Here is a 22,164-nt window from a genome sequence, read left to right as displayed (position 1 = left end):
CTGCCACAAACTGAGACTGAAGTGGCCGGCGATCCACCGTCGATCGCAACAGCTGAGACCTAAAGGACGCCAAGCTTTTGCAAAAAACTGGGGGGCACGAGAGCCCAGGGTGGTAGGCTGAAGAAAATTTTTCGGAACTGCTACTACTGAGGCTGAGTCGCTATGCAAGTCAACGAGCTTGGGTTCCTTGCCAGTCTGCTGTTTGTGCTCGTGCCGAGCGTCTTTTTGATCGTCCTGTACATCCAGACGGCAAGCCGCGAAGCGAAATAAAGGCTGGACTCAAACTGAGTCTTCGCAATGAGTCATTTTAAAAGCCCGACGAATTTTCGCCGGGCTTTGTCTTGTTAAATCTGAGACTGCCAGGGTCTTAAGCGGCGGTGCGGGTCAACAGCACGGGGCAATCCGCATAAACGCGGACGTAGTCAGAAATGGAGCCGCCCAAGAGGCGATCGAGATCCGGCAAGCCTTTGGCAATGGTGGGACGGCGATCGGGCGAGCCGAGAATCAGCAGATCCGCATTCGCATCAGCCGCGATCGCACAGATTGCTTCACCGGCCTTATTACTGGAAGCCGTGAACAGTTTCACCTCGATTCCCTGTTGGCGAGCCGTTTTTGCCGCTGCTTGCAAGATCGGATCTTCCTCGGGATTGCTTGCTGCCGGGCCGCTAGTGACATGAGAGAGTAGCAGCTGGCCGCCGCTGATATCGCGAGCCAAGGCGATCGCTTGTTTCAGAGCCTCTTGAGCTGCTTCTGACTTATCGATCGCCACCATAATCCGGTTCAGGCGTTTGACGTAGATGTCGTCGCGCACCAACAACATTGGTTTCGCCGACAGCTGAAACACGTACTGACTAACCGAGTTCTGCAGGATTGATTGCAGGCGCTTCAGACCGCGCGAGCCCATGATGATCAAGTCAGTGTTGATCTCTTCCGCCACCTGACAGACAACCGTTTTGGGATCACCTTGGCGCAGGATGGTGCTGACCTTGGTGGGATCGAGCTTGAGGGACTGAACGGCGGTGGCGAGTAGCTTGCCGCCTTCTTCCCATTTTTGAGTTAGCTGTTCAGGGCTAATTTGGCCGGGCACTACATGCAGAATTGAGATACTGGCCTGCTTGAGAGTCGGAATCTCCAGCAGCTGCTTGAGCATTTCCTCAGAGTTGCCGGTGCCAGAATCAGCGAGCAAGATTTTTTGAATCATGAACCACAGCTCCTTGGGTCGTTTAACAGAGCACAGAGCAGGGTTGCGTCGGGGACTGCCGGGGCAGGCTAACTGCGTCCCCTGCACTTCTTCATAATATTTCTTGAGAGAGAATTCCTCGCACCGCGTAAAGACGCCGTCATGTCTGCTGACATAAATCTTGAAAATGTAGCACCGCCTTGGTTTGACTATCCCTTGCGGGTCCAGCCCCATCACACCGACTATGCAGGCATTGTCTGGCATGGCACCTATCTGGCTTGGCTAGAAGAGGCGCGAGTGGAATGTCTGCGATCGGTGGGCGTCGCCTTCTCAGATTTGGTGGCCTTGGGCGTCGATTTACCCGTAGTAGATCTTGGGGTTCGCTATCGCCGTGCGATCGCCCTCGGTGAGTCTGTGCTGGTGCGGGTGCGCACGGGCCCGAGTCAAGGTGTGCGGCTGGTCTGGGATTGTCAGATCTGTCTGTCGCCCGACCAAGTTTGCGCTACAGCACAGGTGATTTTGGCTCCCGTCGATCGCCAACGGGGACGAATTCTTCGGCAGCTCCCTGAACCATTAGAGGCCGCGATCGCGCGACTCCAAGCAGGGCAGTACAGTCCCGAATGAGTCGCCTGCTGACCTTACTGACGGATTTTGGGTCGCAGGACAGTTACGTGGGGGCGATGAAAGGGGTGATTTATTCCCTCTGCCCGCAGGCAACCCTAGTTGATTTGTGTCATGAAGTTCCAGCACAGGATGTGGCGGCAGGGCGTTGGCAGTTATTGCAAGCCGTGCCCTACTTCCCAGCCGGCAGCGTGCACCTGGCTGTTGTGGATCCGGACGTGGGTAGTGATCGCCGCGCTGTGGTCATTGAAACCGCGATCGGCCTATTAATTGGCCCTGACAATGGCCTTTGGAGTGGCGTCCTCAGTCGCTTTCCAGCACAACGGGCAGTTAGCCTCACTAACCCGAACTACTGGCAATCGCCCCAGCCTGATCCGACTTTCCATGGTCGCGACATTTTTGCACCGGCGGCCGCTCATTTGCTCAATGGCGTGCCGTTGACTGAGCTGGGGCCTCTGATCGATCCCGCTTCCCTGCAGACTCTGATCGAGTCGCACCCGCAGCGATCGGATCAGGGTTGGCAGGGACAAATTCAGGCGATCGATCGCTTTGGCAACTTGATCACCAATCTTCCAGCCGAACTGGGTCAAACAGCGGCAGGTCTGATCTGGGGCGATCGCTGGTTGCCCTTGGCTCGGACTTACAGCGAGGTTGCGATTGGCGAGCTGCTGGTGCTGGCAGGGAGTCATGGCTATTTGGAAATCGCCCAGCGTAACGGCTCTGCGCAGCAGACTTTAGCAGCCAACATGGGCGCAGTCGTGCGATTGGTCTGTGGGCGGGCACCCTAGGGAGCGATCTGTCTGTGATCGCTGCTATGACCTTGCTTGATTCTGTTGCACCGCTGCGATCGCGCTTGCAAGAATCCTCGACGGCTTGGGCCAGTCCTGATCCGGAGTCCCTCTACTGTCTTGCCCTGTCACATGTGCCACGCCTAGGGCCAGCCTTGCTCCGGCGGTTGCTGATGCACTTTGGTTGCTTTGAAGCTGCTTGGGAAGCACCAACAACTGCACTACTGGAAGTCGATGGGATCGGGTTGTTGTTGGCAGAAGCGATCGCAACTGTCAGACAGCAGCACCAGCCAGAAGCTTTGTGGGAGCAGCACCAGCGCCAAAATCCTCATTTTTTACTGTGGACTGATCCGGCCTATCCGCGCCTCTTACGTGAAATTCCCACGCCACCGCCTGTCCTTTACTACCGAGGCAACTTAGACCTGATTCAACCGCCGCTGGACGCTGTCGCGATCGGGGTTGTGGGCACTCGTGACCCCTCGCCCTACGGTCGTCGCTGGACTGGCAAGTTAAGTGGTGCGATCGCCCAAGCCGGTTACACCGTGATTTCTGGCTTGGCCTACGGCGTGGATACGGAAGCCCATCAAGCTTGTCTGGAAGCGCGGGGCAAAACCGTGGCAGTGCTCGGCACTGGCGTCAATGTGATCTATCCGCCGCAGAACCGCGCCTTGTACGAGGCGATTTTGGAGCAAGGTGGATTAATTCTGAGTGAGCAGCCCAGCGGCACGCAACCCGATCGCGGCTCTTTTCCTGCCCGCAATCGCATCATTGCGGGTCTCAGTCGGGCACTGTTAGTGACAGAAGCGCCAGGTCGATCAGGTGCGTTGATTACAGCTCATCTCGCGAATGAATTCTGTCGAGATGTCTACATCTTGCCCAATAGTTTAGATAACCCTAAAGCAGCAGGTTGCCTGAGTTTAATTCAACAGGGTGCGCAACCAATTTTAGGCTCCGGTCATCTCCTCGACTGGCTGCGGCAGTTGCCACCCCTCGATCCACAGTCCCCGCCCCTGATGCCCTCAGCAGTGCCGAGTCAAGAAGTAGAAGAAGCGATCGCTGATCTCAGTCCTGAACAAGCACAGGTCTATGCCCTGTTAAGCGACCAGCCGATCAGCAAAGATGACATTGTCGAGCAATCGGGGCTGGACTTTCATCAGGTTCAAATTCACTTGACTCACTTAGAAATCTTGGGCTTAGCTGAGGTCTTACCGAGCGATCTTTGTCAGCGTTGCTAGAAACGAGTCCCCTACTGATTTGACTGCTGTTAATGACCTATCCCAGTCCTCACAATAAGCATCCTTTGCCAGATTTTCTGCAGGTCTGCTTCATCAAGAATACGGTGAAAAATCCCAATATTCTGATTGGGGATTACACCTATTACGATGATCCTGAAGATTCTGAGAACTTTGAGCGTAATGTGCTTTATCACTTTCCCTTTGTCGGCGATAAGCTGATCATCGGTAAGTTTTGTGCGATCGCTCGAGGTGTGAAATTCATCATGAATGGTGCGGCTCACAAGATGTCGGGCTTTTCAACCTATCCCTTTGAGATCTTTGGGCCGAGCTGGGATCGCGTTATGCCTCAGCCGGGCGACTATCCTTATAAAGGTGATACCGTCATTGGTAATGATGTTTGGATTGGTTATGAAACGCTAATTTTGCCAGGTGTGAAAATCGGTCACGGTGCGATTATCGGAGCGCGATCGCTCGTTACTAAAGATGTGCCACCCTATGGGATTGTTGGGGGAAATCCCGCAGATGTTTTGAAGATGCGTTTTTCAGAGCCTGTCATCGAAGCCTTGTTAGAAATTGCTTGGTGGGATTGGCCAGTTGAGAAAATTACTGAGAATTTAGAAGCGATCGTGGGTGCAGATTTGGATGTTCTGAAAAATGTCAGCAGTTGAGTCAATCAGTCCCTATCTTGCTGTGAGTTCTGTGATCAATTTCGATCATCCCTCGATTCAAATCTTGGCGGCAGAACTTCGGGCTGATCAGACTTCTACAACGGCGATCGCTCAGGCTTGCTTTGAATGGGTGCGCGATCAGATTCGCCATAGTTCCGACTATCAACTTAATCCTGTCACTTGTCGCGCTTCAGAGGTGCTGGAGCATCGAACCGGCTATTGCTACGCCAAAAGTCATCTGTTGGTTGCACTGCTGCGGGCTTGCTCAATTCCAGCGGGCTTTTGCTATCAGCGACTCAGCTTTGATGAAGCGAGCGAGCGCTACTGCTTGCATGGATTAGTGGCTGTAAAACTCCCGGGACTTGGTTGGTATCGCCTCGATCCACGAGGCAATAAAGCGGACATTGATGCTCAGTTTTGCCCACCGCAAGAGCAGCTTGCCTACTCAGCACAGCAGCTGGGGGAAGCCGACTGGCCCGTGATTTTTGCGGAGCCTCTTCCGATTGTTGTCCAGACTCTTCAAGCCAGTCTTGATTGGGAGTCTGTACTGGCGGCAATTCCTGACATTGCACTGGCGGATTTTGCAGTGATGACTCAAGGTTTAGAGTCGGTTTCTTGCTGATAGGAGCTATTCCAGTTTTTCACCGCTGAGGATAAAGATTGGATCAACTGCCGCGAGCACTTGGCTGCGGCCTCGGCGTTCGAGACGATTCATCGCCGCTTGCACCACTTCGATATTGCGAGCTGGGAGCTGAGCTAGCGTCTCTGAAATCGTATATAGCCCCTCCAAGCTGGCAGTGGTCACGACAAGGCGACCTTGGGGCTGGAGTCGTTGCCAGACGCTACTAATCACAGTGGCGATCGGGCGGCCGCCTTCAATCACGGCGCGATCGGGAGAGTGGGCGATCGCCGCCAAGCAGTCGGGTGCGGTGCACATAACGACATCGACATTGCTGACGGCGAACTGTTGGCAATTGCGCTGGATCAGGGCGCAAACTTCCTCATCCCGCTCGATCGCAATCACTTTGCCCTTGGGGCAGAGCAAACCCGCTTCAACCGGAATCGTGCCCGTTCCTGCGCCAACGTCCCAGAGACAGGAGCTAGCTTCGAGGCGGAGTTGCGCCAAAATCAGCAGCCGCACTTCCCGCTTCGTGAGGGGGATTCCGGGTAGTTGGGCAAACCAATCGTCAGGGATGCCCGACGTCGTGTAGGGCCAGGAACGGTCAGGAGAGGCAGGAGGCATGAATCGTGTCAGAGTCCTGCACGATGCGCAGGGTGGTTAGTTCAGGGTCAGCGCACCCGCTGAGAATGCCGCCGGTCGTCTGTACCTGTCGCAGATAGTCTACTGCGCTCTTCGAAATCCGCTCGCCAGCCACCAAAACGGGAATCCCGGGCGGGTAGGGCCAAACACATTCTGCCGCGATCGCGCCGATCGCTTGCTCTGCACTGACGGTTTGATGGCGAGAAAACCAAGCTTGGCGAGGGCTCAGGATGGTTTCGGGTTCTAACCAAACCGGCAGACGCGGTGGCAGTTCCTCTTGATGTTCCTGAGAGAGGAGGCGATCGCAGGCTGTGACGAGGCGATCGATGTCTTCAATACGGTTACCCAAGCTGAGATGAAAAACAAGATTCGAGAGGCTGGGCAACTCCGCCGTAACTTGCCATTGCTCGTGCAAATATTCATCGGCGCAGAAGCCGCTCCAGCCGCAGGACTGAAAGTTGATCACCAGCCGTGTTCGGTCCCACTGGGGAAAGCCCTCGCGATTGCCGATCTTTAGAGCGGGTAACTGCAGACCCGGCAACTCGGCCAGTCGCTGATGGGCTTGGCGAGCGAGATCAATGGTGACTTGGAGTAAGTCTTGGGCTGAAGTTCGCATCTGTTCTGTTGCCGCTTCCAGCGAGGCTAGCAAGAGGTAACTCGGGCTACTGCTCTGCACCAGAGCTAAGGATTGGCTGAGCCGTTCAGGATCAATGCGATCGCCCTTGCAGTGCAGCATGGCGGCTTGAGTCAACGCTCCCAGTAGCTTGTGAGTTGATTGGACAACCAAATCTGCGCCTTCATGTAAGGGCGATCGCGGGAGGTCAGGATGGAAGCCCAAATGCGCGCCGTGAGCGGCATCAATAATCAGCGGCAGGTTGTGATTGTGTGCGATCGCGGCGATCGCAGCCACATCCGCGCAGACTCCTTCGTAGGTCGGTGAGACAAGCACAACTGCTTTGATCTGCGGATCCTGAGCCAGTGCTGTAGCGACTTGTTCAGGCGTTGGGACACCAACTAGGTCAAAGTCTGCCGCCTCCGGTGGCGTGATCCAAACCGGCATCGCGCCGCTCAAAATGCAGCCACTCAACAGCGATCGGTGAGCATTGCGGGGCAACAGCAGGCGATCGCCGGGACTGCAGATGGTCAAAATCGCGGCCAACAGTCCGCCAGTCGAGCCATTGACCAAAAACCAGCTGCGATCGGCCCCAAACACCTCCGCTGCTTGGGCTTGACTCTCGGCTAAAACCCCGCTGGCGGCGTAGAGATTATCCAACTCCGGTAACTCGGGTAGATCACTCTGGAAAATGGCTGATCCCCAGGCCTGTTGAAGATGGGTTGCGATCGCCCGCCCGAGCTTGTGTCCCGGCGTGTGAAAAGGAGCGCGGGCCTGCTGAGCGCTCGCCAGCAGTTGGTCAAAGAGCGGCTTGGCCATGCGGCGTGACTTTGTGTCGTTTTCTATACTGTTGTTACAAGCTTCTGACAATCTAGGTTAGGGTCAGTGGCCAGTGCGCTCCTCCAGTTTTGGTTGCCGCCTGTGAGTTTTCCCCTTGCTGCCTACGATCGCTACGATGCCGAGGCGATCACCCGCTACTACCGTCGTCGTCCTTGGTTGGCGATCGCGCGGCTCAGCGTTATTTTCTGGAACTTCCTAGGGTTTGGCTGGCGACTGTTATGGGATCAGCGCCAACAGGCTGGTGATGCTCATCTGCCGGAGCGGGCAGCGGAACTACGACAGATTCTGACGAACCTAGGACCAACCTTTATCAAAGCGGGTCAGGCCCTCTCGACGCGGCCAGATTTGGTGCGAGTCGATTTCTTGGATGAACTGACCAAACTGCAAGACCAGCTGCCCCCTTTTCCCAATGATCAAGCCTTCGAGATCATGGCAGAGGAACTGGGGCGACCCGTCAGTCAGTCCTTTGAAGAACTCTCGCCAGAGCCAATCGCAGCTGCCAGTTTAGGTCAGGTCTATAAAGGCAAATTGTTCAGTGGCGAAACGGTCGCAGTTAAAGTCCAGCGCCCTAATCTGCTGCCGACAATCACCCTCGATCTGTTTCTGATTCGCTGGGCTGCAACTTGGTTTGGATCGTTGTTGCCACTCAATCTTGGCCACGATTTGACGCTGATTGTCGATGAGTTTGGCTACAAGCTATTCGAGGAAATTGACTACGAAAATGAAGGACGTAATGCGGAACGTTTTGCCGAAAACTTCCGCGACTGTCCCTATGTCAAAGCGCCCAAAATTTACTGGGCATTTAGCAGCCGTCATGTGCTGACGCTGGAATGGATTGACGGTGTCAAACTCACTGCTGCTGCCGAACTTGACCAGTTGGGTATTAATGCAGATGCAGTAGTCAAAACTGGTGTTATTTCCGGTTTGCAGCAACTGCTGGAATTTGGTTTCTTCCACGCCGATCCTCACCCGGGCAACCTCTTTGCCCTGCCATCCAGCCCGCGACCCGATGGCTTAGGCTGCATGGCTTACATTGACTTCGGCATGATGGATCAGCTGGATCAGTTGACCAAAGAAACCCTAGTCGATGCCGTCGTTCACTTGATCAATCGTGATTATGTTGAGCTGGCGCAGGACTTTATTACCCTTGGCTTCCTGACGCCCGATAGTGATCTCACGCCCATTATCCCAGCCTTGGAGTCGGTGCTGGGCGACATCATGGGCGAGAAGGTTCGCGACTTCAACTTCAAGACGATTACCGATCGCTTCTCAGAGTTGATGTATGACTATCCTTTCCGTGTTCCGGCTAAATTTGCCCTGATCATTCGATCGCTCGTCACGCAAGAAGGTTTGGCGTTGAGCGTTAATCCCGACTTCCGCATTGTCGATGTGGCCTATCCCTACATCGCTAAGCGACTACTACAGGGTGAATCGCCGCAGCTCCGTCGTCGTCTCTTGGAAGTGTTGGTCAAAGATGGCAAATTCCGCTGGAATCGCCTCGAAAATCTGATTGCGATCGCTCAGAATGACGGCGGTTTTGATCTACTGCCGACTGCACAAATGGGTCTGCAATATCTGTTCTCGGATGAAGGAGCTTATCTGCGCAATCAGCTGCTGCTCGCTCTGACTGAGAATGAGCGCTTGCAAACGGAACCCCTGCAGCGACTGTGGGAGCTGCTGCGACCGGAACTGGAACCTGCCCGAGTGGCAGGCCATGCCTTTAATGCCTTTGTGGCTTTCTCTCGCGATCGCGCTGCGGCTTTCTTCCCTACGCTGGCTCTCGAATCCAATCGCTGAGTGATTTAGTCGGGCAATTGCTGTCCCTAAGCGTGTTCGAGGAGTTGGCAGATGACTGAGCCGAAACGCTTGCACATCGCGATCGCTGTGGCTGATGTTGCTGCTTCAGTAGCGGATTATTCGCAGCGACTGGGGCAAGAACCCGAAGTCGTGATCGCCGGAGCCTATGCACTCTGGCGCACGCCGCAGCTCAACCTTTCGATTCGCCAGACAGAGCCAGAACAAGCGGGTCAACTCCGCCACTTGGGCTGGGAAGATCCGCAAGCAGAATCGTTTGAGTGCGATCGCGATTGCAATGGCATTCTCTGGGAGCGGTTTACGACTGCTCAGCAAGCGGCTGAAATCAAAGCTACTTGGCCAGAAACTGACTATCAGCCGTAGCTCTAGCCTTGCTGATAGACGTCTTCGAAAGTTTCAGGATTCGCGGCCACTTGCTGTTGAGCCTTCGCTTTTGCTTTGGCAGCACTGCGGCGCAAAGCTTGCAATCGATTTTCGTAGAAGCTGCGCTGTTTTTTCTTGGGGGTTTGCTCAATCAGCGTTTTGATGGCGCTGCCTAAACTCTTGTAGGCATTCGGCAGACTGTAACCAAAGCGCGTTGAGAGCGCGATCGCGCGTTCATCAGCTGCGATCGCTTCTTGCAGCTTTTTCTCGCTGTTGTTTTTTAGGTAAAGGCGATAGCCAGCAAATCCCGAGAGGCCAAGGGCTAGCAACAGCAACAGACCGTCGCGCACCCACAGTTCACCGACAGCGCCGCCCAAGCCGATCGCCAAAGCTGCCATTTCCCAGCCATCACGGGGAATTGCATCATTTTGGATGCGGCCCACTTCATGCCAGAACAGCAGGTTGCGTTGGTCGATCGCTAACTGCTCCCAGCGCAGGAGGTCGATCTGGATTTCGACTTCGTCGCGGCCGATTTCTTCGCAGGTCACCAAGGGCGGATCGACGGCAGCCGAAGCTTCGACAAAGACCCAACTCTGCAATTCGGGTGGCAGCAAACCCTTGAGACGCTGAAGTTCGCTCATAGCCGGTGGTGACGATACCCATGCGCAATTGTCCCTAGCATACAAGCCTGACCTCATGGTCAGTGTCGGGGAGCACCAGCGCGGATGGCAGAATAGATCGGATTTGCCGCTGTGACCGTACCATGCCTCGCCGCCAAGATATTCGCAAAATTCTGCTGCTCGGATCCGGGCCAATCGTTATTGGACAGGCGTGCGAGTTTGATTACTCGGGCACCCAAGCTTGCAAGGCGCTGCGCGAGGAAGGCTACGAGGTGGTGTTGGTCAATTCAAACCCCGCCACGATCATGACCGACCCCGAGACGGCCGATCGCACCTACATTGAGCCGCTGACGCCAGAATTGGTCGCTCAGGTGATCGAGCGGGAGCGTCCCGATGCCCTGCTGCCGACGATGGGTGGTCAGACCGCTTTGAACTTGGCTGTCGCGCTTGCCAAAAACGGTACCCTCGATCGCTTTGGGGTGGAGCTGATCGGCGCGAAGTTAGAGGCGATCGAAAAAGCTGAAGACCGACTCCTGTTCAAAGAGGCCATGGAGCGGATCGGCGTCAAAGTTTGTCCCAGCGGCATCGCCAACAATATGGCCGAGGCCCAGGCGATCGCCGAACAGATTGGCACCTATCCGCTGATCATTCGTCCGGCCTTCACCATGGGTGGCACCGGTGGCGGCATTGCCTACAACCAAGAAGAGTTTGAGCTGATCGTCCAGTCGGGCTTGGATGCCAGCCCTGTCAGCCAAATTCTGGTCGAACAGTCGCTGATTGGCTGGAAGGAATTTGAGCTGGAGGTGATGCGCGACCTCGCCGACAACGTTGTGATCATCTGCTCGATCGAAAACCTCGACCCGATGGGCGTTCATACCGGCGACTCGATCACCGTGGCCCCAGCACAAACCCTGACCGATAAGGAATATCAGCGCCTACGGGACCAAGCGATCGCAATCATCCGTGAGATTGGGGTGGAAACCGGCGGCTCCAACATCCAGTTCGCGATCAATCCCCAAGATGGCGACGTGATCGTGATCGAGATGAACCCGCGGGTCTCGCGCAGTTCAGCGCTGGCTTCCAAAGCAACGGGTTTCCCGATCGCCAAAATCGCCGCCAAACTGGCGGTCGGCTACAGCTTGGATGAACTGAAGAACGACATCACCCGCCAGACACCGGCCTCCTTTGAACCGACGATCGACTACGTCGTTACCAAGATTCCGCGCTTTGCCTTCGAGAAATTCCCTGGCACTCCCGCCCAACTGACCACGATGATGAAATCGGTGGGTGAGGCGATGGCGATCGGGCGAACCTTTCCCGAGTCGTTCCAAAAAGCGCTGCGATCGCTAGAAATTGGTCGTTCCGGTTGGGGCTGCGATCGCCCCGAAACCCTGCCGACGCTGGAGCAAATCAAACCGCAGTTGCGCACGCCCAGCCCCGATCGCATTTTTGCGGTACGGCAGGCGATGCTGCTTGGCCTCAGCGATGGCGATATCTATCAGCTGACCGGCATCGATCCCTGGTTCCTTGAGAAGTTCCGCGAAATTCTGGAAGGTGAGGACTTCCTGAAGCGCGCCTCAATTGAGCAAATCACGCCGGCGCAGTGGCTAGAAGTGAAGCAGCTTGGCTTTAGCGATCGCCAGATTGCCTTTGCCCTTGGTAGCTCGGAAGAAGCGGTGCGTCAGCGGCGGCAGCAACAGGGCATCAAACCGGTTTACAAGCTAGTCGATACCTGTGCGGCCGAGTTCGAGGCCTACACGCCCTATTACTACTCCTGCTATGAATCGCCGCGATCGCACTTGGCTGAGTCGGGCCTGACGACCATCCCGGCAGAGTCGGAAGTGCGGCCTAGCGATCGCCCCAAAGTGATGATTCTGGGCGGTGGCCCCAACCGCATTGGTCAGGGCATCGAGTTCGACTACTGCTGCTGTCATGCGGCTTTTGCGCTGGCAGCGGATGGCTACGAAACGATCATGGTCAACTCCAACCCCGAGACGGTTTCGACTGACTACGACACCAGCGATCGCCTCTACTTTGAGCCGCTGACTCGCGAGGATGTGCTGAACATTCTGGAGGCCGAGCGGCCCCAGGGCGTAATCATCCAATTTGGCGGCCAAACGCCGCTGAAGCTGGCGGTACCGCTGCAAACTTTCCTGCAAACGCCAGAAGGCCAAGCCCTTGGTACCCAGATTTGGGGTACTTCGCCAGACTCGATCGATACGGCGGAAGACCGCGAACGCTTTGAGCAAATCCTGCGCCAGCTCGATATTGCTCAGCCCGCCAATGGTCTGGCCCGCAGTCCTGAAGAGGCCTTAGCGATCGCTCATCGCATTGGCTACCCGACGGTGGTGCGCCCCAGCTACGTTTTGGGCGGCCGAGCCATGGAAATCGTCTATTCTGACGCCGAGCTAGAGCGCTACATGACCGAAGCCGTGCAGGTCGAGCCGGATCACCCGATTTTGATCGACAAGTTCCTCGAAAACGCGATCGAAGTCGACGTGGATGCCCTCGCTGATCGCACTGGTCAAGTTGTGATCGGCGGGATCATGGAGCACATTGAGCAGGCTGGGATTCACTCCGGCGATAGCGCCTGTTCGCTGCCCACGGTCAGCCTCAATGAGACGGTGCTGGAAACAATCCGCGCTTGGACAACCCAACTGGCGAAAGCACTCAACGTCATTGGCCTGATGAACATTCAGTTCGCGGTCAAAGATGAGCAGGTCTATATTCTCGAAGCCAACCCCCGCGCCTCGCGGACGGTGCCCTTTGTCTCCAAGGCGATCGGGCGTCCACTCGCCAAAATTGCAGCGCGGCTGATGTCCGGTCAAACCTTGGCGGATCTCGGCATCACTTCTGAGTTAGTGCCCAGCTACCTTTCGGTTAAGGAGGCAGTGCTGCCCTTCGATCGCTTCCCCGGGACGGATACTCTCTTGGGGCCTGAAATGCGCTCTACTGGCGAGGTGATGGGCATTGATGTGGACTTTGGTCGCGCCTTTGCTAAAGCGGAGCTAGCAGCCTCCCAGCGACTACCGCGCCAAGGCACGGTCTTTATCTCCGTCAGCGATCGCGATAAAGCTGCGATCGGGCCAATTGCTCGGGAATTCCTACAGTTGGGCTTCCGAGTGGTTGCAACGGGTGGCACTCAAAAAGTGTTGGCAGAGCAGCGACTCTCCGTTGAGCCGATTCTCAAAGTGCATGAGGGTCGTCCTCACGTTCTGGATGCACTCAAGAACGATCAGATTCAGCTGATCATCAATACGCCCGCCGGCGCTCGCGCCAAAGTGGACGACCAAATCATTCGCCGGGCAGCACTGGATTACAAAGTGCCAACTGTCACCACGATCGCGGGGGCGAAAGCTACTGTTGAAGCGATTCGTGCCTTGCTAGAGCAACCGCTGCAAGTGAAATCCTTACAGGACTATCAACAGCAAGGCTAGCTACGATCGCCTGCCAGCTACTCATCCATTGCTCCTTAACTTGGGTGAGTTAAGTTGGCTTCTCTAGACTCATTTATCTTCAAAATCGATCAAAAAGAGGGACGAGTTGCGATCGCAACTCGTCCCTCTCATCACTGCAGCATTCTAAGGAATTGAGACAGCAAACAGAACCGATTTACTTATTCGAAGCTGTTGCAATCTGTTGGGTCAGCACTTTCAGAGCTGATTGGAATTGAGGATCGCTAGCCGTTCCAATTTGATCCTGATTTTTGCTGAGATCTTCGCGCTGAGCATCGGTCAGTTCAGCAACAATATTGGGCTCGATTCCCTGCTTATTGATGTCCCGACCACTGGGGGTTAGGTACTTGGCGATCGTGACCGCTAACCCAGAGCCATCGCCCAGCGGCCGCACGGATTGCACAAGACCTTTACCAAAGGTCTTGGAACCAATCAGGACAGCTCGGTTGTTGTCTTGCAGAGCACCAGAGAGGATTTCGCTAGCGCTAGCTGAACCGCCATCCACCAAAACGACGAGAGGCTTATCGGTCAGTGCACGGTTGTTCGCCGATGCTTGCTCCGAAATGCCGCTGCGATCTTTGGTCGAGACAATTACGCCTTTCGGTAGCCACATCCGAGCAATGTCGATGCTCGCGTAGAGCAACCCGCCTGGATTGGATCGCAGGTCAAGCACATAGCCCTTAACATTTTTGGCCTCCAAATCCTTGATGGCTTGCCGCATTTCTGGTGCCGAGTTGGCACTAAATTGCCGCAGGCGGATGTAGCCGACGGGGCCGGTTGGCGACTCTTGAACGCGGGCACTCACGGAGTGAATCTCAATCCGTTCCCGCACGATCGGGAAGGCGATCGTTTCTTTCTCGCGGCGGATGGTCAGCGTGATCTTGCTACCGACGGGGCCACGGATCAGTTTGACCGCCTCATCGGAAGACATGCCTTGCGTGGTCTTTTGGTCAATTTTGACGATGACGTCCCGCGATCGAATGCCTGCCGCAGCAGCCGGAGAACCTTCGATCGGTGAAACAACGATCAGCTCTTTTGTATCAGGGTCCTGGCTAAGCTGAATTCCCACCCCGGTGAGTTCACCCGAAGTGTCAATTTGCATGTCTTTAAACTCATCCGGATCCATGAAGCGGGTGTAAGGATCCCCCAGCGTCTTCAGCATCTCTTTGACAGCGCTGTAGGCCTCTTCCCGCGTCTTGTAATTCCGGGCAAGATATTCGCGTCTCAGCTGACGCCATTTGTTGCGATCAAAAGTGCCAACGCTATCAACGTAGTTGCGATCGACAACTTGCCAGACTTCATCAATGATCTCTTTTGGGCTTTCTTGAAAGAGCGCTTGCCCCCTCGCCCAGTGATTCCCTGCCCCCACCACAGCTACGGTCGCGATCGCAGAAGCACAAATACCGGCGATGAGCTTGCGATTAGAAAAAGCCATTGGCGAAAACCGCCTATCAGGAAAGGAGTAGGCTCAATCTAGCACAGGCTTTCTTGAGCGACACAGTCCCGATAGACGTCAAAATTTCTGGCTTTTTACTTAGGCAATCGGTTCCGGTTCAACCCAGCGTCCATCTGCTTTGATCAGGTTGATCAGTTCTTCTACACCTTGCTCTTCGGGAACTCGTTTGATTTCATCTCGTCCTCGGTAAAGGGCGATCGTTCCTGGGGTTTTGCCAACGTAGCCGTAGTCAGCATCAGCCATTTCGCCAGGGCCATTGACGATGCAACCCATGACAGCAATATCCAAGCCAACCAAATGATTGGTTGCAGCCCGCACTTTGTGAAGGACCTCTTCCAGATTGAAGAGTGTCCGTCCGCAACTTGGACAGGCGACATACTCAACCATGGTTTTGCGGAGGCCGAGGGCTTGCAAAATCGAATAGCAAACCGGAATTTCGTTTTCGGGGGCTTCCGTGAGCGAAACGCGAATCGTATCGCCAATCCCTTCCGCTAGCAGCGTGCCAATCCCAACCGTCGATTTGATCCGGCCATAGTCACCATCACCGGCTTCGGTCACACCCAAGTGGAGCGGATAATCCATGCCCAGATCATCCATCCGTTTGGCCATCAGGCGATAGGCCGCCATCATCACCGGCGCTCGGCTCGCTTTCATGGAGATGACGAGATTACGGAAGTCCATCTCTTCGCAGAGTCGCAGGAATTCCAACGCCGATTCCACCATGCCTTCCGGCGTGTCGCCGTAGGTGAACAGCATCCGCTCGGCTAGAGAGCCGTGGTTGACGCCAATCCGCATGGCCTTGTCCTGCTCGCGCAGGCTGGTGACTAAGGGCTCAAGCGTGTCGCGAATTTGCTTGCCAATTCGCTCAAATTCTTCTGGTGTGTAGCCCTGACGATTCGGATCGGGCTTCTCAAAGACGTAGAGACCAGGATTGATCCGGACTTTGTCAACGTGCTTGGCGACTTCCAGCGCGATCTTCATACCGTTGTGGTGGACGTCGGCAACCAAGGGCACGTCGCGATAGGTGTCTTGCAGTTTCTTTTTAATGTCACCGACCGCTTTGGCATGGCCAAGACTGGGCACCGTGACGCGGACGATCTCGCAGCCAATCTCATGCAGGCGGCGGATCGCGGCAACAGACCCATCGATGTCGAGGGTGTCCTCGTTGATCATCGACTGGACAACGACGGGATGGCGGCTGCCAATCCAGATATCACCGACCCGAACCGATCGCGTAGGGCGCCGGTGGATGACGGTATCAAACTCAGTGGCAGTTGTGCTGGGGGTGGAGAGGGTCTGCATGGCACCGCGAGCAGTTCGGATCACTTCTTTAAAGTGCCACGGAAGCGGAACCGGACGTGTATTCCAGCGATTACGGCTGTGAATGGAACCAATCGACCAACCCTTGGGCGATCGCCTCAACCAATTGGCTTTGGGCGTCGAGATCAACGATCCATTCAAATTCCCGCGGGTTAATCATGAAGCCCAACTCCAACAGTACCGAGGGCGCAACTGTGGGTCGGGTCAGTGCCAAGTTATTCCAGAAAATGCCGTAGGAGGGTCGCTGTAAGCGGCTCACCAGACTGTCATGGAGCGATCGCGCCAAGTCCTGCGACTGGTCTTGATACCAAAAAGCACCGATTCCCTGCGTGCCTTCGGCGTCACCCGCATCTGGGAGTGCGTTGTAATGCAAACTCAGGGCAATATCCGGCTCTAAAGCCTGAATCTGTGCTGCGCGTTCCTGTGGCCAAATGTCCTCATCACCTTTACGACTCATTAAAACTGCGGCTCCAAGCTGCTGGAGGCGATCGCGCAGCAAGTTCGAGACGGTCAGGGTCACATCTTTTTCGGGCGTGCCATCCGGCCCTCGGGCCCCCAAATCTTCCGCACTGCCGTGACCTGGATCCAGATAGATCCTCAGGCCTCGCAAGGGTTGCTGCAATCGTGATTGGCTGATGGTCGGCGGCTTGCGAATAGACAGTACGAGTATGTTGCCGTCGTAGCGCAGTCGATAGCCCCACTGTTGTTGGCTCGCGAGCTGAAGGTGATAGGTGACTTCGCCGGGGCGAGCTTGCTCCCAGCGGAAGCTACGCAGCCAAGGATCGGTGCTGAGGCGAATCGTGTCGGTTTGCGCTGTGGTTTCGTAGAGCTGCAGGGTCAGGCGATCGCCCTGTTGTTCCAGCCGCAGCGGGGCTGGTCGATTCAAAGGTACCCGAAATTCCAGCCAGCGATCGCGGCTTTGAAAGCTGGCACTGCGAACCTGCGATCGCGGCAGAGCGGCACTCGTCGTCAGTCGCGCTTCTGAGGTACGCATCCAGCCGCCATAGGCCAGCTGCAACCACTCGCCAGTCTGCCCCAAGACTTGCGCTTGAGTGCCCTGGGGTAAGGGTGTCAGGCGTGAATGATCGGTACTCGGCCCCGTTCGGGCGATCGCTTCTGGAGCTGTCACCGTGGCCACTCGGTAAGGCTGGGCGGGCCACACTGTCACGGAACCTGGAGCGGCTTGTGTGAGGCGGCGATCGCCAGCCTGAATCTGAAACTGCGGCTGCCCTTGAAATCCTGCGGCTAAAGCAGTGGTGCAGCCTTCATAGCGTTGAATCGGAGCAGGGCGATCGGGCTGATTTTGACCAATCAAGACAGCCGAATTACTCGGCAGTGGCGCGATCGCTTGCCCCTGCAACGGCAGTTGTAGCGATCCGATCTGGACTTGGATCTGAGCTTGCGGGACGGCGATCGCTGAGAAACAGACGGGCTGACCCGGACTGACCGCGATCGTCTGCTGAGGTTGCAGATCAGCTAACAAGGTCCCTGGCGCTAATGCGGGCTGGGCTGCCTGTCGGATAACGGTGAGGGTCAAACGCTGATCGCCCGATCGCAGTTCGAATTGATTGGGGCCTAGTTGGAGGGGAAAGCTCGGGGCGAAGTGGCCTGCAGGACTGCGTTGGATCAGTTGGCCATTGATGGTCACGGTCTGGCGAGGATCTGCCGTACCGATCAGGAAAATGCGATCGGCCTGAGTTTTCTGTTGGTCGGCCGGATAGACGACTTGCAAGGGAGGCAGTTGCGCTAGCCAAAACATCCCACAACCTCCCTTGAATGGCGAATCAATCCAGTCCTAGTGTGGCGGATGAGATTCCGCCCACTGCCATGGACAGCCAGATTCCTACTGCGTGGGCAATAGTCACAGATAACAAAAAACGAACCCCTATGACCATTGATGACAGGGGTAAGAAAGAATGCGGAACCCGGGACTTGAACCCGGACAGTCGTGAAACCACTAGAACCTGAATCTAGCGCGTCTACCAATTCCGCCAGTTCCGCTGGCAAGTGCGAACCGCACAATTAATTACTTTAGTCCGATAGAAAATTTTGTCAAGCAGTCTCTGAGGTCAGCAACTGAGTTGTCTACTACTGCCTAGACAGGCTGCAAGTTTCCTGTAGTATTAGGTCACTTTTTTGACCCCTGCGCCCCACTTGAGGAGGAACGAGCCATTTCCGCCCTGTCTTTATCGGCTTCTGAGGCTGCCACTGCGCCTGCTTCCTTCCTCGAAATTGTTGGCAACCGTCCCCTTTCGGGCACCGTTCACGTCAGTGGGGCCAAAAATTCTGCTCTCGTTGTCATGGCTGGAGCGCTGCTTTGTCCTGACCAATGCCGGATTCGCAATGTTCCGCAGCTGGCTGACGTGGGCCGCATGCTGGAGATTCTGGAGGCATTGGGCGTCAAAACCCAGCAACAGGGCGACTGTATTGATCTCGATCTGCGGGATCTCAGCAGTCCGGCTGCTCCCTACGAGCTCGTTAATCAGCTGCGCGCCAGCTTTTTTGCGATCGGTCCGCTCTTGGCACGGGTAGGGGTAGCTCGCATGCCACTGCCCGGTGGCTGCAACATTGGGGCGCGTCCGGTGGATCTGCATGTGCGTGGCCTCCGTGCGTTGGGTGCCCACGTCCAAATTGAGCATGGCATTGTCAGTGCTGCAATTCCCGGCTCACGCCGTCGCCTGCAAGGCGCGCGGATCTATCTCGACTGCCCCAGTGTCGGCGCAACTGAAACCCTGATGATGGCAGCTGTGCTGGCGGAAGGGGAAACCATCCTCGAGAATGCTGCGCAAGAACCAGAAGTTGTGGATTTGGCCAACTTCTGTCGCGCGATGGGGGCTCGTATTCGCGGAGCTGGTACCAACACCATCTCCATCCAAGGGGTGGAGCGACTGCACACGGCGGACTACGCGATCATCCCCGATCGCATTGAGGCAGGCACTTTTCTGATCGCTGGGGCAATCACTAACTCGGTAATTAATGTCGCGCCGGTAATTCCCGATCACCTCTCGGCTACAATCGCCAAGCTTGAGGAAATGGGCTGTCCGATCGTCCAGACCAGCAGCAACGAGCTCCAGACCCAACCCCAGGGCAGCTTGCGAGGGGTTGACCTACGGACACTTCCCTATCCGGGCTTCCCCACAGATATGCAGGCGCAATTTATGGCGTTGATGAGCATTTGTGAAGGGGATAGCGTGATCACCGAGACGGTGTTTGAGAACCGAATGCAGCACGTGGCTGAACTGCAGCGCATGGGTGCAGACATCCGTTTGCAAGGCAATACGGCGATCGTCCGGGGCGTACCGCAGCTCTCGGGGGCACCGGTGCTGGCTACCGATCTGCGGGCTTCTGCGGCTCTGATCTTGGCGGCCTTAGCAGCGGAGGGCAAAACCCAAATCAGCGGCCTGCAGCACCTCGATCGCGGCTACGAAAACATTGAGGAAAAACTTCGCAAGTTAGGCGCTGATATCAAGCGCTTTACGGCAGAATAGCCCTTGGCAACAACGCTTGTATCTGGTACTGTAACGAAAGTGCCACGGGCAAGTGGCGGAATTGGTAGACGCAGCAGACTCAAAATCTGCCGCTAGCGATAGTGTGTGGGTTCGAGTCCCACCTTGCCCATCACTCAATCAAACCCCCTTGAAGCCAGTCTCCGAGGGGGTTTTGTTTTGCAGTGCCGTACGACTCCGTGCAACTTTGAGCGACTGCGTACTACCCTGATTTAGTCCACCGAGTAGTCCACTGGTTAGGCCACCTTTTGGAAGCGATCGATCGGCTTTGCAAAGAGGCTACACAGCGGCTCAAAAGTGCAGGTGTGCGGCTGACCATCGAGCGACGGAAGGCCTCTCTGTACCTGCGTGGCAACTTGCCGCCGAAGCTTCCTGGTGGTGAGTGGAAGCAGCAGCGCATGCCCTTGGGTTTAGATGCCACGCCCTTGGGGGTGAAGCAGGCTGAAGCTAAGGCTCACCAAGTTGGGCTAGAGCTGCAGATGGATCGGTTCCGCTGGCAAGACCATGTGGAGCTTCCGATCGACGCCAGCGTGATGAGTGGGCTGGTGCATCTGGCTGAGGAGCGCTACTTCTCAGAGCGCGATCGCACGGCCAAGACGTTGAGCACCTGGCAGCGGGTCTACGTTGCGCACTACCGCCAGATTGGGCTAGACAAGCCATTTAGCCTAGAGCTGATCCACCGCTACTTAAGTAGTAAGCGCGGCTTCCCGAATGCACTGCAGAAGGCGATCGTCGCCTGCCGATTTCTGTGCGCAGTCGCCAACCAGCCGTTAGATGCGCGGCCGTGGCAGGGGGTTGCGACTCGGCGCGAAGTCGTCCCTCGCGAACTACCAACACAGCAGCAGATTGTCGACTGGTTTGACCACCTTAAGAATATGCAGCTGCACCATCAGCCTGAGTTTCGAGCTGGCTGGATCTGGGTCTATGCAGCGATCGCGACCTACGGCCTTCGCCCGCACGAAGCTTGGTACCTGGACCTAGACTCGTTGCGAAAATCTAAGGGAAAACGGGTTTGGCTCAAGGATGGTAAGACAGGGCCGCGCTGGGTTTATCCCTGCCCACCGCAGTGGGTTCAGCGCTTTGACCTGTGCCACGGTGGGCCGCCGCCGATCAACGTCCGCAACAATCAAGAGTTGGGCACTCGAGCTGGGCAGTGGGCCAAAGCCAACGGTGTGCCACCTTTATATGGATTGCGGCATAGCTATGCCGTTCGGCTAATTGAGTACGAGTTCCCGGTGACGGTGGCTGCCAAGATGATGGGACACAGCCCTCAAGTCCACACCGAGACCTACCATCGCTGGCTAGGCGATCGCGAAGTCCAGAGCTACGCCGAGGACTTGCTGCGGTAAGCCCGAAGGCCCGCATTGGTGCGAAGCACTTGCTCAGAATTCCAGCGCAAACGCTGCTGCTTTGGCGGTGCCTTGGGGTTAATGACGACGCAGTGGGTGCCGAGCTTGTAAAGGCCTGAGCGGTAGTTGCGGCGCAGGGTCTCAGGGTTGCAGCCCAGCAACGCGGCCATCGCTTTAGTCGATAGATAGGTCATAGCCATAGAGTTCAGCGATTTTTCGTAGGGCTCGTTTGGCGGAGTAGTAGGCGTCTAGGATCTCGACCTGTTTGCACTCAGAAAACGAGTCGAGGAATCCCTCTCTGAAGATTTGCCACTTCATCATTCGCAGGTGAAAGCAGATGAGCTGACAGTCTTTGAGGGTCAGGTTTTCTTGCATGGGTTCCTCCGGTGAACCTGCACAGGAAGGGCGCCAGGCGTCGGTGGTGCGTCATAGATTTCGATGGTTTCGACCTGCGCATGTCGCAGCAAGTCACAGCATTTGTGAGCAACTTCGGGCGCGTTGATGTCGTCACAGACCCACTCGGTTGTCGGCTCAAGCGCTTGGCCTGACGGGTCGAAGAGTTGCAGCCAGTAGCGAGCCATCAGGACTTCCCCGCGTCTTTGCTAGCGGTCACAGTCAGGCAGTCGTTGTAGCGACCGGTCACGGAGTAATCCCGCTCTGGCTCGTCGCTCAAGCGCCAGAAAATCAGTTGCCCGATCAGCATCCCTGGCCAGATGGGAACGGGATGAAACCGCCGGACGTTGACGATTTCTAAGGTCAGTACGGAGTTGTGGAAGCGTGGGTCCGCAAAGCCTGCATAGAGATGGTTGATCCCTTCTCGGGCTCGGCTGCTCTTAAGAACGAACTTGGCAGCAAGCGATCGCGGAATGTTGAACAGCTCCAGGGTTTCACCCAAGAACCACTCGGATGGGTCAATGAGGTAGGGGCTTTCTTCGCAGTAGTCTGCGATCGATCGCTTCTGCAAGCTTGGACTGTTCGGCGTCTCGATCATGATGTTGGGGCCGAGGCGCACGTCGAGACTGGCCGGGTTGATCAGGTCTGGGTCAAACGGGCTGACCATGCCGGCTTCGCAGA

Annotated in this window: 20 protein-coding genes and 2 tRNA genes; 12 read left to right on the top strand and 10 right to left on the bottom strand. The window is 56.1% G+C overall.

Translation table 11 applies throughout. The annotated features are described in order from the left end of the window. Positions 1-162: 162 nt before the first annotated feature. Positions 163-270: a photosystem II reaction center protein PsbM gene (gene psbM, locus SYC_RS04365; RefSeq protein ID WP_011243143.1), complete on the top strand. Its 108-nt coding sequence runs from the start codon at positions 163-165 to the stop codon at positions 268-270. A gap of 97 nt (positions 271-367) precedes the next feature. On the opposite strand, the gene SYC_RS04360 is transcribed toward psbM, so the two are convergent. Next, on the bottom strand, positions 368-1,201 hold the full coding sequence (locus SYC_RS04360) for a universal stress protein (RefSeq protein ID WP_011243142.1): 834 nt from the start codon (positions 1,199-1,201) through the stop codon (positions 368-370). Positions 1,202-1,342: 141 nt separating this feature from the next. On the opposite strand from SYC_RS04360, the gene SYC_RS04355 reads away from it, so the two are divergent. From SYC_RS04355 to SYC_RS04335, 5 genes are read left to right on the top strand one after another with little or no spacing between them, the layout of a single operon-like run. Then, positions 1,343-1,804, top strand: coding sequence for an acyl-CoA thioesterase (locus SYC_RS04355; RefSeq protein WP_011243141.1), 462 nt, complete (start codon positions 1,343-1,345; stop codon positions 1,802-1,804). Continuing rightward, on the top strand, positions 1,801-2,589 hold the full coding sequence (locus SYC_RS04350; protein WP_011243140.1) for an SAM hydrolase/SAM-dependent halogenase family protein: 789 nt from the start codon (positions 1,801-1,803) through the stop codon (positions 2,587-2,589). The genes SYC_RS04355 and SYC_RS04350 overlap by 4 nt, the downstream gene beginning before the upstream one ends. Positions 2,590-2,615: 26 nt before the next feature. Further along, positions 2,616-3,824: a DNA-processing protein DprA gene (gene dprA / locus SYC_RS04345; protein ID WP_011377689.1), complete on the top strand. Its 1,209-nt coding sequence runs from the start codon at positions 2,616-2,618 to the stop codon at positions 3,822-3,824. A gap of 32 nt (positions 3,825-3,856) precedes the next feature. Next, positions 3,857-4,492: a Vat family streptogramin A O-acetyltransferase gene (locus SYC_RS04340; RefSeq protein WP_011243138.1), complete on the top strand. Its 636-nt coding sequence runs from the start codon at positions 3,857-3,859 to the stop codon at positions 4,490-4,492. 22 nt (positions 4,493-4,514) lie between these two features. Then, positions 4,515-5,114: a transglutaminase-like domain-containing protein gene (locus SYC_RS04335; RefSeq protein WP_231621340.1), complete on the top strand. Its 600-nt coding sequence runs from the start codon at positions 4,515-4,517 to the stop codon at positions 5,112-5,114. Between the two features lie 6 nt (positions 5,115-5,120). Here SYC_RS04335 and cbiT read toward each other — a convergent pair whose 3' ends face one another. Beyond that, complete coding sequence (gene cbiT / locus SYC_RS04330; protein ID WP_011243136.1) at positions 5,121-5,735, bottom strand: precorrin-6Y C5,15-methyltransferase subunit CbiT; 615 nt, start codon at positions 5,733-5,735, stop codon at positions 5,121-5,123. Beyond that, a complete protein-coding gene (locus SYC_RS04325) occupies positions 5,716-7,185 on the bottom strand; it encodes an aminotransferase class I/II-fold pyridoxal phosphate-dependent enzyme (protein ID WP_011243135.1) in 1,470 nt (489 codons plus the stop codon). The genes cbiT and SYC_RS04325 overlap by 20 nt, the downstream gene beginning before the upstream one ends. A gap of 93 nt (positions 7,186-7,278) precedes the next feature. On the opposite strand from SYC_RS04325, the gene SYC_RS04320 reads away from it, so the two are divergent. Beyond that, positions 7,279-9,003 carry an ABC1 kinase family protein gene (locus SYC_RS04320; protein WP_196794064.1) on the top strand — a complete coding sequence of 575 codons (1,725 nt, stop codon included), beginning with the start codon at positions 7,279-7,281 and terminating at the stop codon, positions 9,001-9,003. 51 nt (positions 9,004-9,054) lie between these two features. After that, entirely contained in the window at positions 9,055-9,384 is a 330-nt protein-coding gene (locus tag SYC_RS04315) for a hypothetical protein (RefSeq protein WP_011243133.1), read from the top strand. Positions 9,385-9,386: 2 nt separating this feature from the next. Here the strand turns inward: SYC_RS04315 and SYC_RS04310 are convergent, their stop codons facing one another. Continuing rightward, on the bottom strand, positions 9,387-10,025 hold the full coding sequence (locus tag SYC_RS04310; RefSeq protein ID WP_039755832.1) for a DUF3318 domain-containing protein: 639 nt from the start codon (positions 10,023-10,025) through the stop codon (positions 9,387-9,389). 122 nt (positions 10,026-10,147) lie between these two features. Here SYC_RS04310 and carB point away from each other — a divergent pair, with 122 nt between their 5' ends. After that, the gene (gene carB, locus SYC_RS04305; RefSeq protein ID WP_011243131.1) at positions 10,148-13,441 is read left to right on the top strand and encodes a carbamoyl-phosphate synthase large subunit; all 3,294 of its coding nucleotides are present in this window, start codon (positions 10,148-10,150) and stop codon (positions 13,439-13,441) included. Between the two features lie 175 nt (positions 13,442-13,616). On the opposite strand, the gene ctpC is transcribed toward carB, so the two are convergent. The 4 genes from ctpC to SYC_RS04285 all read right to left on the bottom strand — a co-directional run bounded on the left by ctpC (position 13,617) and on the right by SYC_RS04285 (position 18,236). Then, positions 13,617-14,894, bottom strand: a complete 1,278-nt coding sequence (ctpC, locus tag SYC_RS04300; RefSeq protein ID WP_011243130.1) for a carboxyl-terminal processing protease CtpC — start codon at positions 14,892-14,894, stop codon at positions 13,617-13,619. Positions 14,895-14,993: 99 nt separating this feature from the next. Beyond that, positions 14,994-16,217, bottom strand: coding sequence for a (E)-4-hydroxy-3-methylbut-2-enyl-diphosphate synthase (gene ispG, locus SYC_RS04295; RefSeq protein WP_011243129.1), 1,224 nt, complete (start codon positions 16,215-16,217; stop codon positions 14,994-14,996). Positions 16,218-16,287: 70 nt separating this feature from the next. Beyond that, complete coding sequence (locus SYC_RS04290; RefSeq protein WP_011243128.1) at positions 16,288-17,994, bottom strand: N-acetylmuramoyl-L-alanine amidase; 1,707 nt, start codon at positions 17,992-17,994, stop codon at positions 16,288-16,290. Positions 17,995-18,152: 158 nt separating this feature from the next. Next, positions 18,153-18,236 (bottom strand) — tRNA-Leu (locus tag SYC_RS04285). Between the two features lie 170 nt (positions 18,237-18,406). Between SYC_RS04285 and murA the strand changes: the two genes are divergently transcribed. From murA to SYC_RS04270, 3 genes are all read left to right on the top strand, one after another. Further along, positions 18,407-19,723: a UDP-N-acetylglucosamine 1-carboxyvinyltransferase gene (gene murA / locus SYC_RS04280; protein WP_173282550.1), complete on the top strand. Its 1,317-nt coding sequence runs from the start codon at positions 18,407-18,409 to the stop codon at positions 19,721-19,723. Between the two features lie 46 nt (positions 19,724-19,769). Beyond that, a tRNA-Leu gene (locus tag SYC_RS04275) sits at positions 19,770-19,853 on the top strand. A 193-nt stretch (positions 19,854-20,046) separates the two neighbouring features. Beyond that, positions 20,047-21,090, top strand: coding sequence for a tyrosine-type recombinase/integrase (locus SYC_RS04270; protein WP_011243126.1), 1,044 nt, complete (start codon positions 20,047-20,049; stop codon positions 21,088-21,090). Here the strand turns inward: SYC_RS04270 and SYC_RS04265 are convergent. Both SYC_RS04265 and SYC_RS04255 read right to left on the bottom strand, forming a co-directional pair. Then, positions 21,066-21,284 (bottom strand): hypothetical protein, encoded by a 219-nt coding sequence (locus SYC_RS04265; RefSeq protein ID WP_039755830.1) that lies wholly within the window; start codon positions 21,282-21,284, stop codon positions 21,066-21,068. The two genes, SYC_RS04270 and SYC_RS04265, sit on opposite strands and share 25 nt — an antisense overlap. A 386-nt stretch (positions 21,285-21,670) precedes the next feature. Continuing rightward, positions 21,671-22,150 carry a dCTP deaminase gene (locus SYC_RS04255; RefSeq protein WP_199290753.1) on the bottom strand — a complete coding sequence of 160 codons (480 nt, stop codon included), beginning with the start codon at positions 22,148-22,150 and terminating at the stop codon, positions 21,671-21,673. Positions 22,151-22,164 lie beyond the last annotated feature (14 nt).

This window comes from Synechococcus elongatus PCC 6301, from assembly GCF_000010065.1.
GTDB classification, from domain to species: Bacteria; Cyanobacteriota; Cyanobacteriia; order Synechococcales; family Synechococcaceae; genus Synechococcus; species Synechococcus elongatus.
Note: the sequence above shows the minus strand (reverse complement) of the source record. Positions and strands in the feature narration are given on the sequence as shown.

What these genes read in the sequence shown, in the direction of transcription:
- cbiT (WP_011243136.1), bottom strand. Translation starts at nt 5,735, where the DNA reads ATGCCTCCTGCCTCTCCTGACCGTTCCTGGCCCTACACGACGTCGGGC.
- SYC_RS04350 (WP_011243140.1), top strand. Translation starts at nt 1,801, where the DNA reads ATGAGTCGCCTGCTGACCTTACTGACGGATTTTGGGTCGCAGGACAGT.
- dprA (WP_011377689.1), top strand. Translation starts at nt 2,616, where the DNA reads ATGACCTTGCTTGATTCTGTTGCACCGCTGCGATCGCGCTTGCAAGAA.
- SYC_RS04325 (WP_011243135.1), bottom strand. Translation starts at nt 7,185, where the DNA reads ATGGCCAAGCCGCTCTTTGACCAACTGCTGGCGAGCGCTCAGCAGGCC.
- ctpC (WP_011243130.1), bottom strand. Translation starts at nt 14,894, where the DNA reads ATGGCTTTTTCTAATCGCAAGCTCATCGCCGGTATTTGTGCTTCTGCG.
- SYC_RS04360 (WP_011243142.1), bottom strand. Translation starts at nt 1,201, where the DNA reads ATGATTCAAAAAATCTTGCTCGCTGATTCTGGCACCGGCAACTCTGAG.
- carB (WP_011243131.1), top strand. Translation starts at nt 10,148, where the DNA reads ATGCCTCGCCGCCAAGATATTCGCAAAATTCTGCTGCTCGGATCCGGG.
- psbM (WP_011243143.1), top strand. Translation starts at nt 163, where the DNA reads ATGCAAGTCAACGAGCTTGGGTTCCTTGCCAGTCTGCTGTTTGTGCTC.
- ispG (WP_011243129.1), bottom strand. Translation starts at nt 16,217, where the DNA reads ATGCAGACCCTCTCCACCCCCAGCACAACTGCCACTGAGTTTGATACC.
- SYC_RS04310 (WP_039755832.1), bottom strand. Translation starts at nt 10,025, where the DNA reads ATGAGCGAACTTCAGCGTCTCAAGGGTTTGCTGCCACCCGAATTGCAG.
- SYC_RS04355 (WP_011243141.1), top strand. Translation starts at nt 1,343, where the DNA reads ATGTCTGCTGACATAAATCTTGAAAATGTAGCACCGCCTTGGTTTGAC.
- SYC_RS04315 (WP_011243133.1), top strand. Translation starts at nt 9,055, where the DNA reads ATGACTGAGCCGAAACGCTTGCACATCGCGATCGCTGTGGCTGATGTT.
- SYC_RS04290 (WP_011243128.1), bottom strand. Translation starts at nt 17,994, where the DNA reads ATGTTTTGGCTAGCGCAACTGCCTCCCTTGCAAGTCGTCTATCCGGCC.
- SYC_RS04340 (WP_011243138.1), top strand. Translation starts at nt 3,857, where the DNA reads ATGACCTATCCCAGTCCTCACAATAAGCATCCTTTGCCAGATTTTCTG.
- SYC_RS04265 (WP_039755830.1), bottom strand. Translation starts at nt 21,284, where the DNA reads ATGACCTATCTATCGACTAAAGCGATGGCCGCGTTGCTGGGCTGCAAC.
- SYC_RS04255 (WP_199290753.1), bottom strand. Translation starts at nt 22,150, where the DNA reads ATGGTCAGCCCGTTTGACCCAGACCTGATCAACCCGGCCAGTCTCGAC.